General features: G+C 66.5%; 13 protein-coding genes. 1 reads left to right on the forward strand and 12 read right to left on the reverse strand.

Annotation, left to right across the window (positions count from 1 at the left end; all coding sequences use genetic code 11):
• Window positions 1-35 precede the first annotated feature (35 nt).
• A complete protein-coding gene (locus ACFOMD_RS14925) occupies window positions 36-1,199 on the forward strand; it encodes an isovaleryl-CoA dehydrogenase (protein WP_380862778.1) in 1,164 nt (387 codons plus the stop codon).
• Window positions 1,200-1,519: 320 nt separating this feature from the next.
• Here the strand turns inward: ACFOMD_RS14925 and fabZ are convergent, their stop codons facing one another.
• The 12 genes from fabZ to ACFOMD_RS14985 form a co-directional block, all read right to left on the reverse strand.
• Window positions 1,520-1,993: a 3-hydroxyacyl-ACP dehydratase FabZ gene (gene fabZ, locus ACFOMD_RS14930; RefSeq protein ID WP_380862780.1), complete on the reverse strand. Its 474-nt coding sequence runs from the start codon at window positions 1,991-1,993 to the stop codon at window positions 1,520-1,522.
• Window positions 1,990-2,583 carry an OmpH family outer membrane protein gene (locus ACFOMD_RS14935; RefSeq protein ID WP_380862782.1) on the reverse strand — a complete coding sequence of 198 codons (594 nt, stop codon included), beginning with the start codon at window positions 2,581-2,583 and terminating at the stop codon, window positions 1,990-1,992. Before ACFOMD_RS14935 ends, fabZ begins: the two co-directional genes overlap by 4 nt.
• Window positions 2,583-5,156 (reverse strand): outer membrane protein assembly factor BamA, encoded by a 2,574-nt coding sequence (bamA, locus tag ACFOMD_RS14940; protein ID WP_380863457.1) that lies wholly within the window; start codon window positions 5,154-5,156, stop codon window positions 2,583-2,585. Before bamA ends, ACFOMD_RS14935 begins: the two co-directional genes overlap by 1 nt.
• A gap of 71 nt (window positions 5,157-5,227) precedes the next feature.
• Window positions 5,228-6,364 (reverse strand): RIP metalloprotease RseP, encoded by a 1,137-nt coding sequence (rseP, locus tag ACFOMD_RS14945; protein ID WP_380862784.1) that lies wholly within the window; start codon window positions 6,362-6,364, stop codon window positions 5,228-5,230.
• The gene (locus ACFOMD_RS14950; RefSeq protein ID WP_380862786.1) at window positions 6,365-7,531 is read right to left on the reverse strand and encodes a 1-deoxy-D-xylulose-5-phosphate reductoisomerase; all 1,167 of its coding nucleotides are present in this window, start codon (window positions 7,529-7,531) and stop codon (window positions 6,365-6,367) included.
• The gene (locus tag ACFOMD_RS14955) at window positions 7,528-8,352 is read right to left on the reverse strand and encodes a phosphatidate cytidylyltransferase (protein ID WP_380862788.1); all 825 of its coding nucleotides are present in this window, start codon (window positions 8,350-8,352) and stop codon (window positions 7,528-7,530) included. The genes ACFOMD_RS14950 and ACFOMD_RS14955 overlap by 4 nt, the downstream gene beginning before the upstream one ends.
• 1 nt (window position 8,353) lies before the next feature.
• Window positions 8,354-9,085, reverse strand: coding sequence for an isoprenyl transferase (locus tag ACFOMD_RS14960; RefSeq protein ID WP_380862790.1), 732 nt, complete (start codon window positions 9,083-9,085; stop codon window positions 8,354-8,356).
• Complete coding sequence (frr, locus tag ACFOMD_RS14965) at window positions 9,082-9,651, reverse strand: ribosome recycling factor (RefSeq protein WP_380862792.1); 570 nt, start codon at window positions 9,649-9,651, stop codon at window positions 9,082-9,084. The genes ACFOMD_RS14960 and frr overlap by 4 nt, the downstream gene beginning before the upstream one ends.
• Window position 9,652: 1 nt before the next feature.
• Window positions 9,653-10,375 (reverse strand): UMP kinase, encoded by a 723-nt coding sequence (pyrH, locus tag ACFOMD_RS14970; RefSeq protein ID WP_380862794.1) that lies wholly within the window; start codon window positions 10,373-10,375, stop codon window positions 9,653-9,655.
• Window positions 10,376-10,462: 87 nt separating this feature from the next.
• Window positions 10,463-11,392, reverse strand: a complete 930-nt coding sequence (gene tsf, locus ACFOMD_RS14975; RefSeq protein ID WP_380862796.1) for a translation elongation factor Ts — start codon at window positions 11,390-11,392, stop codon at window positions 10,463-10,465.
• A gap of 86 nt (window positions 11,393-11,478) precedes the next feature.
• On the reverse strand, window positions 11,479-12,243 hold the full coding sequence (gene rpsB / locus ACFOMD_RS14980) for a 30S ribosomal protein S2 (protein ID WP_380862798.1): 765 nt from the start codon (window positions 12,241-12,243) through the stop codon (window positions 11,479-11,481).
• A 122-nt stretch (window positions 12,244-12,365) separates the two neighbouring features.
• Window positions 12,366-13,418: a 5'-nucleotidase gene (locus tag ACFOMD_RS14985; RefSeq protein WP_380862800.1), complete on the reverse strand. Its 1,053-nt coding sequence runs from the start codon at window positions 13,416-13,418 to the stop codon at window positions 12,366-12,368.
• Between the last annotated feature and the right edge of the window lie 36 nt (window positions 13,419-13,454).

Here is a 13,454-nt window from a genome sequence, read left to right on the forward strand (position 1 = left end):
GGGAATGACGACAAGAAATGGGGAGTGAATACGCGATGACCCTGTCCACCCTTCGCTTCGACCACGGCGACACGATGGAGATGCTGCGCGACAGCGTGCGCGCCTTCGCGCAGGCCGAGATCGCGCCGCGCGCCGCCGAGATCGACGCGACCAACACCTTCCCGCGCGACCTGTGGCCGAAGCTCGGCGAGCTGGGTTTGCACGGCATGACGGTGCCCGAAGCGGACGGCGGCACCGGCCTCGGCTATCTCGCCCACGTCATCGCGATGGAGGAAATCAGCCGCGCCTCGGCGAGCGTCGGCCTCTCCTATGGCGCGCACTCCAACCTCTGCATCAACCAGATCGCCCGCTGGGGCACGGCCGAGCAGAAGGCGAAATATCTGCCGAAGCTGATGTCGGGCGAGCATGTCGGCTCGCTGGCGATGTCGGAGCCGGGCGCCGGGTCGGACGTCATCTCGATGCGGCTGCGCGCCGAGAAGCGCAACGACCGCTACATCCTCAACGGCAACAAATTCTGGATCACCAACGGGCCGAGCGCCGACACGCTCGTCGTCTACGGCAAGACCGATCCCGAGGCCGGCCCGCGCGGCGTCACCGCCTTCCTCGTCGAGCGCGGCATGAAGGGTTTTTCGACCGCGCAGAAGCTCGACAAGCTCGGCATGCGCGGCTCGGACACCTGCGAATTGGTGTTCGAGGATTGCGAGATTCCCTACGAGAATGTCCTCGGCCAGGAAGGCCGCGGCGCGCAGGTGCTGATGTCGGGCCTCGACTATGAGCGCGTTGTGCTGTCGGGCGGGCCGCTCGGGATCATGGCCGCCTGCCTCGATACGGTCGTGCCCTATGTCCACGACCGCCAGCAGTTCGGCCAGCCGATCGGCACCTTCCAGCTGATGCAGGGCAAGCTCGCCGACATGTATGTGACGTTCAGCGCCTCGCGCGCCTATGTCTACGCGGTGGCGCAGGCCTGCGACCGCGGCGAGACCGCGCGCAAGGACGCCGCCGGCTGCATCCTCTATTCGGCCGAGAAAGCGACGTGGATGGCACTGGAGGCAATCCAGACCTTGGGCGGCAACGGCTATATCAACGAATATCCGACCGGCCGCCTGCTGCGCGACGCCAAGCTCTACGAGATCGGCGCGGGGACGAGCGAGATCCGGCGGTATCTGATCGGCCGGGAACTGTTCGAAGAGACGAAGTAGTCCCCGACTTGGTGCCTCTCCCGCTTGCGGGAGAGGCTAGGTGAGGGTGTGCGAGCGGCAGCGAGCTTGCTGTCGAGGGCGGCGAAGCGGAGCATGCGGTACACCCTCACTCGCGGCGGGCCCCTCCCTCTCCCGCCAGCGGGCGAGGGCTGACCTGCTCGCTCTCCCCCTTGCCGTCATACCGGCGAAAGCCGGTATCCAGTCAACGGTCGGTCTGGATACCGGCTTTCGCCGGTATGACGGATTTGGGTGTGCTGAAAGAGAAAGGGCGCCCTCCTCTTACGGAGTGGCGCCCTTCCCTTATCAGCGATCCGCCGCCGTCAGGCCGGCGGGTCGGCAATCATCGCGGTGAAGTTGGCCTGCGCGACCACTTTGCCGTCGATCATCGCCTTGCCGGCGAATTTGCAGACGGTGGCGCGCTTCTGGACGAACTCGACGTGGAGCTCGATGAGCACGCCCGGTTCGACCGGTGCGCGGAACTTCGCCTCGTCGATCGCCATGAAGTAGACGAGCTTGTCCGAGCCTTCGAGGCCGAGCGACTTGATCGCCAGCACGCCGGCGGTCTGCGCCAGCGCCTCGACGATCAGCACGCCCGGCATGATCGGCCGCGCCGGGAAGTGCCCGGCGAAGAACGGTTCGTTGATCGTCACCGCCTTGATGCCCTTGGCCGACTTGTCGAGGACGATGTCCTCCACGCGGTCGACCAGCAGCATCGGGAAGCGATGCGGGATGAGCGCCATGATGGCGCGAACGTCGGCCGGGCCGACGCTCACCCCGGTATCGGCATCGCTCACTTCTTGGCGGGCGCCGCAGCCGGCGCGACCGCCGGAGCGGTCGCATTGACGCGCGGCAGCGCGGCGTCGAGGCGACGGATCACCTCGGCGGTCACGTCGAGCGTGGGCGACACGGCGAGCGCCGCGTCACGCGCGATCACGAGCGACGCGCCGCGCTCGCGCATCACTGCGTTGATGATCGGGCCGACCGCGTTGAAGATCTGCTGGCGAACATAGCCCTGGTTGCGCTGCAGGCCCTGCTCGCGGTTGCCGAGTTCGGTGCGGGCGGTATTCTGCTTGGTCTGCAGGTCCTTCACCTTCGCCTGGAAGGCTTCCGGCGCCATGGTGTTGCCCTGCTGGGCCTTGAGCAGCGTCTGCTCCTCGCCGCGCAGGCTGTCGGCGAGCGACTTGCCGCGCGCCTGCAGCGAGTCGAGCTGCGTCTTCAGCTGCTGCTGACCGCTCTTGCCGGCGGCGGAGTCCGCGCCGACGCGGTCCATGTCGACGACGATGATGGCGTTGGCGCCGGCCGGCGCGGCCGCCTGGGCGAGCGCGGCGGTCGAGGAGCCGAGAGCGAGCGCGGCAATGGCCGCGGCCTTGAACATGGTCTTCATTAGAACTGAGTCCCTACGTTGAAGATGAAGGTCTTGGGATCGTCGCCGTCACGCTTCAGCAGCGGCTTCGCGAAGTCGATGCGGAACGGTCCAAAGGGTGAATTCCAGGAAACGCCGATACCCGCAGCCGCGCGCGGCTTCCAGGTGTCGCCGAGGTATTCGTCGAGAATATCGCCCGGTTGGCAGGTTGAACCGACGATGCAGCTGCTGGTGCGGCGGCCACCGGTGTTCCAGAGCGCACCCGCGTCGAGGAACGCCGACGGGCGCAGGCCGAGCTCGCGGCCGCCCGCGCCGAGCGGAATCTCCAACTCGAGACGGCCGAGATAATAGGCGTTGCCGCCGAGCGCGGTGTCGAGGGCATCGCTACGCTCGCCGATCGGCAGGCCGTCGGTACCGATCTCGCGCTGGATCGAGCGCGGGCCGACGCCGCGGATGTCGAAGCCGCGGAAGCGCGGCTCGCCGAGGAAGTAGCGGTCGGTCAGGCGAATGTTGTCGCCGCCCCAGCCGAAGATATAGCCGCCCTCGAGCCCGACGCTGAAGATGAAGCCGCTGTTGCCCAGGCCCCAATATTTGTCGAAGTTCGACCGGGTGCGGACGTACTTCACGCCGAGGCCGACGCCGGCCACGTCCTGGCTGAACGCGAAGCGCTGGCCGGCGCTCGGGCGCAGGCGGTTGTTGAGATTGTCGAAGACGATCGAATAGCCGAGCGACGACACATTGTAGTTGCCGAACGCCTCGCAGATGAACACGCCCGCCTGGCAGTTCTGGCGCGTGCGCTCGTCTGCCTGGATGCCGTTGCCGTCGAGGATGCCGTCGCCGTCGGTATCGGCCACCGCATCGAGGTCGCGGAAATAGATGTCGGCGAGATCGACTTCCTCGCGCGACAGGCCATAGCGCAGCTGCGCCGCCCAGAACTCGGTGATCGGGAAGCCGGTGCGGACCTGGAAGCCGGTCGTCACCTGATCGTAGATCGTCTCGCGGTCATTGTTCGCGCCGAAGCCGAAGGATTCATAGTCGCGGCGGAACACGTCGGCGCCGAGCACGAGGTTCTTGCCGAGGAAATAGGGCTCGGTGAAGCCCGCCTCGATCGAGCGCGAGAAGCTCGAATAATTGACCGAGGCGCGCAAGGTCTGGCCCTTGCCCATGAAGTTGCGCTCGGCGATCGACAGGTTGAGCAGGAAGCGCTCGATCGACGAGAAACCCGCCGACACCTGGAGTTCGCCGGTCGCCTTCTCCTCGACGTTCGCCTCGAGGACGATCTTGTCGGGGCCTGAACCCGGCTTCTGCTCGATCTCGAACTTCTCCTGGAAGTAGCCGAGCGACTGGATGCGGTCGCGCGAGCGCTTCACCTTGAAGCTGTTGAAGGCATCGCCTTCCGCCAGACGGAATTCGCGGCGGACGACCTCGTCCTTGGTGCGGACGTTGCCGTTGATGTCGATGCGCTCGACATAGACGCGCGGCGCCTCAGCGATCTGGAAGGTGATGTTCATCACCTTCGTTTCCTTGTCGCGCGAAATCTGCGGGCGGACGTCGGCGAAGGCATAGCCGAGAAGGCCGGCGGTCTCGGTGAGGCCGTCGATGGTGTCTTCGGTCAGCTTGGCGTTGTACCAGTCACCCTTCTTGAACGGAATCAGCGCCTTGAACGTCTCCGGCTTCACGTCGCGGATCTGGCTTTCCAGGTCGACATCGCCGAATTTGTAGCGATCACCTTCTTCCACCACATAGGTGATGATGAAGTCCTGACGATCCGGAGTCAGCTCGGCGACCGCCGACACGACGCGGAAGTCGGCATAGCCCTCGGTCAGGTAGAACTGGCGCAGCTTCTGCTGGTCGTACGCCATACGATCGGGATCGTAGGTGTCGTTCGAAGTGAAGAAGCGGTACCAGCGCGCCGGCCGTGTCGCCATCTCGTCGATCAGGTCGCCATCCGAGAAGCGGGCGTTGCCGATGATGTTGATCTGGCGGACCTTCGACTTGGCCCCTTCCTGAATCTCGAACACCACATCGACGCGGTTCTGGTCGAGCTGGACGATCTTCGGCTCGACGTTCGCGGCGAAGCGGCCCGAGCGGCGATAGACCTCGAGGATGCGCGACACGTCGGCGCGCGCCTTCGAGCGGGTGAATATCTGGCGCGGCGCGAGGCGGATTTCCTCGCGGATCTTGTCTTCCTTGATGCGCTTGTTGCCTTCGAGAACGATGCGGTTGATCACCGGGTTCTCACGGACCTGCACGATCAGCGTGCCGGCGTCGTCGCGGATCGTCGCGTCGGCGAACAGCTCGGTCGCGTAGAGCGTCTTCAGCGCCTGATCGAGCCGGGTGCGGTCATATTCGTCGCCGATCGACAGGCCGATGTAGGAGCGGACGGTTTCCGCCTCGAGGCGCTCGTTGCCCTGCACGACCACCTGGCGGACGGTGCCGACCGGATCGGGCGCGACCGTCGGCGCGGACGCCGGATCGGGCGCGGCCTGTGCGGGCGCAGTCGCCGCCGGCGCCTGCTGCGCCAGCGCCGCCGACGTCGCCATCGGCCCCGACAACAGGGTGCCGGTCATCAGTAGCGCAGTAAGACGGCGCATGCGCTTCACATTCGATGCCTTGTCAGCCACGCTCCGCCTTCCCCGACGTAGAAATTCTCTGGTTGGCCCGGCTAGCCGAGCAAGCCCGCCAGATGCTCGAACACGCCGAACGACGCAAGGTCGTTGAACGTGAGGAAGAGCATCAGCGAGATGAGTAGCGCAAAACCCGACATGAAGGCCCATTCCTGAACCTTCGGATGAAGCGGCCGGCGCCGGATGCCCTCGATGGCGTAGAGGAACAGGTGACCGCCGTCCAGCATCGGGACTGGCAGGAGGTTGATGAACCCCAAGTTAATCGAGATCAGCGCCATGAAGTGAACGAAGTTCGGCAGCCCCATCGTGGCCTGCTGGCCGGAAAACTGGGCGATCTTCAGCGGCCCGCCCAGCTCCTTTACGGAGCGGCGACCGGTGATCACCTGGATCAGCGTGTCGATGATCGACCGCGTCAGCAGAATGGTGTCGTCGACGGCGTAATAGAGGATATCGAAGCCCGACCGCTCGGCGATCACCGGCCGCGCGCCGCGCACGCCGAGCAGGCCGCGCTCGAACTCGTTGCCGAAGCGGTCGCGCATCAGGTCGATCTTCGGAACGACGGTCATCTCGAGCCGCTGGCCGCCGCGCTCGATCGTCGCGTCGAGCGGCATGCCGGCGTGGATGGTGACGACCTGGATCAGGTCTTCGAAACGGTCGATGTCGCGGCCGCCGAGCTCGATGACCCGGTCGCCCTTTTGGATGCCCGCTTCGGCCGCCGCGCTGTTCGGCTCGACGCTCGACACCACCGGCGGGGTGAACATATGGCCGTAGATGGCGATGAACGCCGCGAACACGCCGATCGCGAAGACGAAATTGGTGATCGGGCCGGCGGCGACGATGATGGCGCGCTGCCACAGCGGCTTGAACGCGAAGATATGCCTGCGCTCCGCCGCCGGGATCGCCGCCATTTCGGGCGACGGCTGCGAGCTGACGTTCATGTCGCCGACGAACTTGACGTAGCCGCCCAAGGGCAGCGCCGAGAGCTTCCAGCGAGTGCCCTGCCTGTCGGTCCAGCCGAACAGCTCCTTGCCGAAGCCGATCGAGAAGCTTTCCGCCTTCACGCCGAACATGCGGCCGGCGAGATAGTGCCCCATCTCGTGGATGAACACGAGGATGCCGATGACCAGCGCGAACATCGCGAGGGTGTAGAGCAGCCCCGGCTGGACGATATCCATTCAGCTCATCCTTGCTTCGATCGCGGCCGACGCCCGCCGCCGCGCTTCGCCGTCGACGGCGATCACGTCTTCGAGGCTGGCGATCGGCGCCGACGTCATCGCTTCCAGCGTCTCCGCGACGATTGCGGCGATATCGAGGAATCCGATGCGCCGCGCGAGGAAGGCAGCCACCGCCTCCTCATTAGCCGCATTCAGCACCGCGGGCGCTGAGCCACCTTGCCGCAAGGCGGACCAGGCAAGGTTCAGCGCCGGAAAGCGCACCGGGTCCGGCGCTTCGAAATCAAGGCGCGCAATCTCGGTCAGGTCGAGCCTGCGGCACGGGGTCGCGATGCGTTCCGGCCAGGCCAGCGCATAGGCGATCGGGGTGCGCATGTCGGGCGTGCCGAGCTGCGCCAGAACCGAGCCGTCGATATATTCGACGAAGCTGTGCACCACCGATTGCGGGTGGACGATCACGTCCAGCTGCTCGACACCGATCGGGAACAGGTGCCAGGCCTCGATCAGTTCGAGGCCCTTGTTCATCAGGGTGGCGCTGTCGACCGAGATCTTGGCGCCCATCGACCAGACCGGGTGCGCGACCGCCTGCTCGGGCGTGACGCTGCGCATCGCCTCGTAGCTCAGCTGCCGGAACGGGCCGCCGCTCGCGGTGAGGATGACGCGCTCGACGCGCGCCGGGTTGTCGAAATCGAAGACCTGGAAGATCGCGTTATGCTCGGAATCGACCGGCAGCAGCCGCGAGCCGGTGCGGCCGGCGGTCCTGGTGACGAGGTCGCCGGCGCAGACCAAAGTTTCCTTGTTGGCGAGCGCCACGGTCGCGCCGCGGCTGACCGCGCGCAACGTGGGTTCAAGCCCGGCAGCGCCGACGATCGCCGCCATCACCCACTCAGCCGGGCGATCGGCGGCCTCGGCGACCGCGCCCTTCCCCGCCGCCGCCTCGATGCCGGTGCCGGCGAGCGCGTCTTTCAGCTCGGTATAGGAGGCTTCGTTGGCGACGACCGCGACATCGGGACGGAGCCGCTTGGCCTGCGCGGCGAGCGTCGCGACATCCGAATTGGCGGTGAGCGCCGCGACCCGCCACTTGTCGGGCTGGCGTTCGATGAGGTCGAGGGTGGAGCGCCCGACCGACCCGGTCGAGCCGAGGATGGTGACGGCACGCGCCGCGCTCATCGCCACAAATCCTTGAGGATCAGCGCCGCGGCGACCAGCACCGCCACCGGCACGAGGCCGTCGACGCGGTCCATGATGCCGCCGTGGCCCGGCAGCAGCGTCCCTGAATCCTTCACGCCGACGCGGCGCTTCAGCCAGGATTCGAAGAAGTCGCCGGCCTGCGAGACGACCGCCAGACCACCTGACAGCGAGGCGAACAACGCCGCCGGGAACAGCGCCCAGCGCGCGACGAACCAGCCGACGACCATCGCGCCGATGACGCCGCCGACGAGGCCGGCCCAGGTTTTCTTGGGACTGATCTTGGGCGCAATCTTCGGCCCGCCGATGGTGCGGCCGGCGAAATAGGCGAAAATGTCGGTCGCCCAGACCAAGGTCAGCACCCAGACGACGAGCCCGAGCCCCTGCGGCTGGTCGCGCAGCCAGATCAGCGCGATCGCCGGCAGACCGGCATAAAGCAGCCCGCCGGCCATCGATTTGGCGTCACAGATTTTGAACAGCCGGGCGAGAATGCCGAGGACGCCGGCCGCGGCAAGCAGCCCGAGAATGGCGGGAAACAGCGCCTGAAGCTCGGTCGCGAAGCAGCCGGCCGCGAGCACGACCAGCCCGATCAAGCGCCACTGACGCGGGATGCCGTGCATCACCGCCCATTCGGCAAAGATCAGCAGCACGCCCACCGAAACCAGCGCGGTGAACCACAGCTCGCCCTTCATCACCGCGAACAGCGCGATGGCGATCAGCGGCACCGCGACGGCGATGCGCGTCCACAGCCCGCTCGGCGGCGGCGAATCGGTGACAGACGGCAGCGGGTCGGTAATGGCCATGTCAGAGCCCGCCGTAGCGGCGCTCGCGGCGCAAATATTCGTCGACCAGCCGCTGCAGCGAGGCTTCGTTGAAGTCGGGCCACAGCTCATCGGTGAAAGCCAGCTCGGCATAGGCCGCCTGCCACAGCAGGAAGTTGGACAGCCGCTGCTCGCCCGAGGTGCGGATGATCAGATCGGGCAGCGGCAGGTCGGCTGTGTCGAGCCGCGCCGCGATCGCTTCCTCAGTGACCTGCTCGGCCGGCGTGCCGTCGGCGATCAGCCCGCGCACCGCGCGCGCCAATTCATCCTGCGAGCCGTAGTTGAGCGCCAGCACGAGCGTCATCCGCGTGTTGCCGGCGGTGCGCTCGGCGGACTTTTGCAGGAGCTTCACCAGTTCGGCGCTCAATCGGCTGTGGTCGCCGATGAACTTCAGGCGGATGCCGTTCTCGTGAAGCTCGTCGATCTCGCTCTGGAGATAATGCTTCAGCAGTCCCATGAGGTCGCTGACCTCGTCCGCCGGGCGCTTCCAGTTTTCAGACGAGAAAGCGTAGAGCGTCAGCACCTCGATGCCGATGCGCGGCGCCGCCTTCACCGCGCGGCGAACCGCCTCGACTCCGGCGCGGTGGCCGGCGACGCGCGGCAGGAAGCGCTTCTTCGCCCAGCGCCCGTTGCCATCCATGATGATGGCCACATGGCGGGGCACGCCCGCACCGCCCGATACGCCGGCGGCCTGAGGGGCGGCGTTGGCGGTCACTTGCCGAGGATTTCCTTTTCCTTGGCAGCCGCCGCAGCGTCGATGTCGGTCGCGTAGCGGTCGGTCAGCTTCTGGACCTCGGTCTCGAGCCGCTTCTGATCGTCCTGGCTGATCTCGCCCTTCTTCTCGGCGGTCTTCAGCGCGTCCATGCCGTCGCGGCGAACGTTGCGCGCCGCGATCTTCGCCTTCTCGGCATATTGGCTACAGAGCTTGGCCAGTTCTTTGCGGCGCTCCTCGGTGAGGTCCGGGATCGGCAGGCGCAGGTTCTGGCCATCGGTGATCGGGTTGAGGCCGAGCCCGGCCGAGCGGATCGCCTTTTCGACGAGCTGGACGTTCGTGCGGTCCCACACCTGCACGGCGAGCATGCGCGGCTCCGGCGCGGTCACGGTCGCCACCTGATTGAGCGGCATGTTCGAGCCATAGACCTCGACCTGGATCGGATCGAGCAGCGAGGTCGAGGCGCGGCCGGTGCGCAGACCGCCGAGGTCATGCTTCAGCGTGTCGAGCGCGCCTTTCATGCGGCGCTCCAGATCCGCCTTCACGGCGTTGGCGTCGAATGCTGCCATCTCAGACCTCGTTCTTGACGATGGTGGACGTGCCCTCGCCGCGCAGGATGCGCGCAAGGTTGCCGGGTTCGCGAATGTTGAACACGACGATCGGAATGCGGTTGTCGCGGCAGAGCGCGATGGCCGAGGCGTCCATGACCTTCAGGTCCTTGTTGAGCACCTCGTCGAAGGAGACCTGCTCGTAGCGAACGGCGGTCGAATCCTTCTTGGGATCGGCGTTGTAGACGCCGTCGACGCTGGTGCCCTTGAACAACGCCTCGCAGTTCATCTCGGCGGCGCGGAGCGCGGCGCCGCTGTCGGTCGAGAAATAGGGGCTGCCGACGCCGGCGGCGAAGATCACCACCCGTCCCTTTTCGAGGTGACGCAGCGCGCGGCGGCGGATGTAGGGTTCGCAAATGCTCGCCATCGGGATCGCCGACTGGACGCGCGTATCGACGCCAATCCGCTCCAGTGCGTTCTGCACCGCGAGCGCATTCATCACGGTCGCCAGCATGCCCATATAGTCGGCGCTGGTCCGCTCGAAGCCCTTGGCGGCTGCCGCGAGGCCGCGGAAGATGTTGCCGCCCCCGGTGACGAGACACAGTTCGAAGCCGGCATCACGCGCCGCCTTCACCTCGGCGGCGAGGCGGTCGACGGCATGGACATCGATGCCGAACGGGCCATCGCCCGCGGCGGCCTCGCCGGACAGCTTCAGCAGGATACGTTTATACGGCTGTCGGGCCACGCGCGACGGTCCTCCCCAGGGTTGGCGCACCATAGAGAGAGGGCCGGCGACTGCCAAGCCGCCGGCCCTCCCCATTCAACGCGAATATTACTGCTTGCCGGCGGCGGCGGCGACCTCGGCGGCGAAGTCGCTCTCCGCCTTCTCGATGCCCTCGCCCAGCTGGAAGCGGACATACTGCTTCAGCGTGATCGGGCCGCCGGCGGCCTTGCCGGCCTGCGCGATGACGTCGGTGATCTTGGTCTTGCCGTCGATCACGAACACCTGACCGAGCAGGGTGTTTTCCTGCTGGAACTTGCGGATGCCGCCCTCGATCATCTTCTCGATGATCTCGGCCGGCTTGCCCGACGCCGCGGCCTTCTCGCGCGCGATGCTGCGCTCGCGCTCGACGACCGCCTGATCAAGCTCGGCCTCCGACAGCGCCAGCGGGTTCGCCGCGGCGATGTGCATGGCGAGCTGCTTGCCGAGCGCGTTCAGCTGATCGGCAGGTGCGGCCGATTCCAGCGCGACGAGCACGCCGATCTTGCCGAGGCCGTCGGCAGCCGCGTTGTGCACGTAGCTGGCGACGACGCCCTGATCGACCGACACGACGGCGGCGCGGCGGACGCTCTGGTTCTCGCCGATGGTCGCGACGTTGTTGGTCAGCGTCTCCTGAACACTGCCCTCGCCGCCCGGATAGGCGGCGGCGAGCAGTGCAGCGACGTCGTCGCCGGTGGTCAGCGCCAGCTCGGTGACGGTGCGGACGAAGCCCTGGAACTGGTCGTTCTTCGCGACGAAGTCGGTCTCCGAGTTCACCTCGACGGCCGCGCCCTTGGTGCCCTTGACGGCGACGCCGACAAGGCCCTCGGCCGCGACGCGACCCGACTTCTTGGCAGCGGTGGCGAGGCCCTTGGCGCGCAGCCAGTCGATCGCGGCTTCGAAGTCGCCGTTGGTCTCGGCCAGCGCCTTCTTGCAGTCCATCATGCCCGCGCCCGAACGGTCGCGCAGATCCTTCACCATCGCGGCGGTGATCTCAGCCATGGTCTTAATTCCTTATCTTATGTTCTTGATAAGAGGGGCCGGCGCACGTTTCTGTACGCCGACCCCCGAAAATTACCCCGAGAGCGTTACGCCGAAGCTTCGGCGGTCGCCTCCTCGGCCGGCGGGGTGTCGAGCGCGCCGATGTCGACGCCGCGGTTCGACTGGAAGCCCTGGCGACCGTCGAGGATCGCGTCGGCGATCGCGTCGCTGTAGAGCTTGATCGCGCGGCTGGCGTCGTCGTTGCCCGGAACCGGGAAGGCGATGCCGTCGGGCGAGGTGTTGGTGTCGAGGACGGCGATGACCGGGATACCCAGCACGTTCGCTTCCTTGACCGCCAGCTCTTCCTTGTTGACGTCGATGATGAAGATGACGTCGGGCAGGCCGCCCATGTCACGGATGCCGCCCAGCGACGCCTCGAACTTGTCGCGCTCGCGGGTCATCTTGAGCACTTCCTTCTTGGTGAGGCCGTGCGTGTCGCCCGAGAGCTGCTCTTCGAGCTGCTTGTAGCGCTTGATCGAACCCGAGATCGTCTTCCAGTTGGTGAGCATGCCGCCCAGCCAGCGGTGGTTGACGAAGTGCTGGCCCGACTTGCGGGCGGCCTCGGCCACCGCTTCCTGCGCCTGGCGCTTGGTGCCGACGAACAGCACCTTGCCACCGGCGGCAACGGTCGAGCGGACGAAGTCGAGCGCGCGCGCGAACAGCGGCACGGTCTGCGACAGGTCGATGATGTGGACGCCGTTGCGATCACCGAAAATATACGGCTTCATCTTCGGGTTCCAGCGGTGAGTCTGGTGGCCGAAGTGGGCGCCTGCTTCCAAAAGCTGCTGCATCGTGATGACCGGAGCGGCCATAACGTTTCTCCTTTTACCGGTTGTGCCTCGGTGAGGGGTTAGCGCTGACCGAAATCAACGCACCGGGTAGGCAACCCTCACCTGTGTGATGGCGGGCGACTTAGTCGGAATGGGTGCGGAAATCAAGCGTCGCGGGCGTCCCCTGCCCCATCGGCAAGATCGAGCGCTGGCGCCTCGACGGGGCGTTCGGCCTCCTTGCGCTTCTTCGCGCGCTTCGGCGCCTGCTGCACGGGCACGGCGATCGGCGGCTCGCGGCGATTGCGGACGCCGAAGGGGATGTGGACGCAGGGGGTGAATTCGGAGGCGGGCTCGAGGTGGCCGAGCTGGTCGTCGAAGAAGATCTGCGGCTTCAGCACATCGAGGAAGGATTTCTTCTCCAGACCGCCGGTCAGAAACAGCTCGTCGACCTCGATCTCATAGGCGCCGAGCGTGGTGATGATGCGCTCGTGCGCGGGCATCGAGCGCGCGGTGACGATGGCGACGCGGATCGCCTTGCCCGGTGCGTTGACCGCCGTCGGGTTCTCGCGTTCCAGCCGCTGCAGCATCGACAGCTGCTTCAGCAGCGGCATCAGCGGCCCCGACCCGAGCGGGCGTTTCCGGTGCTCGACCTCATGATGATAGAACAGCGGCAATCCGCCGCTGGCGTATTGGCTCTCCGCCTCGTCGTCGACGATCACCCCGTCGAAGTCGAAGGCGATGCGCAGCTGCGTGTCGCCGTCGTCGTCCTCGGCGGCGCAAGGCAGGACGTGGCCGGCCGGGTAGCCCGCCTCCATCGCCTCGGCGACCTCGTCCTTGTCGGTGCTGAGGTAGAGGCAGCCGTTGATCGCCTGCATGTAGGGATAGGGCGCCTCGCCCGAGCGAAAGATCGCCCGGCTGATCTCCAAGTCATAGTGCGGCAGTGCGTCCATCATGCGCAGCCCGGCTTCCGGGTCGTTGCGCGACAGGATGATCACCTCGACCGGCTGCTGCTCGCGGAACACCTTGTTGAGGCGGAGCAGCCGCTTGATGAACGGAAAGGCCGCGCCGGGCTTCGGCGGCACGTCGCGGTTGTCGCGCTGATATTGCCGGAACGCCTCCACCCCTTCCTCGAGGAAGATGCGGTGCTCCTTCGAAAAATCGAAGAGCGCGGTCGAGGAGACCGCGACGACCAGCTTGTCCTTGACCGAATAGCCCATGGTGCCTCTCGGGCCACCATATCGGCGCTAAGCGCC

Source organism: Sphingoaurantiacus capsulatus, from assembly GCF_042648405.1.
In the GTDB taxonomy this organism is placed as follows: domain Bacteria; phylum Pseudomonadota; class Alphaproteobacteria; order Sphingomonadales; family Sphingomonadaceae; genus Sphingoaurantiacus; species Sphingoaurantiacus capsulatus.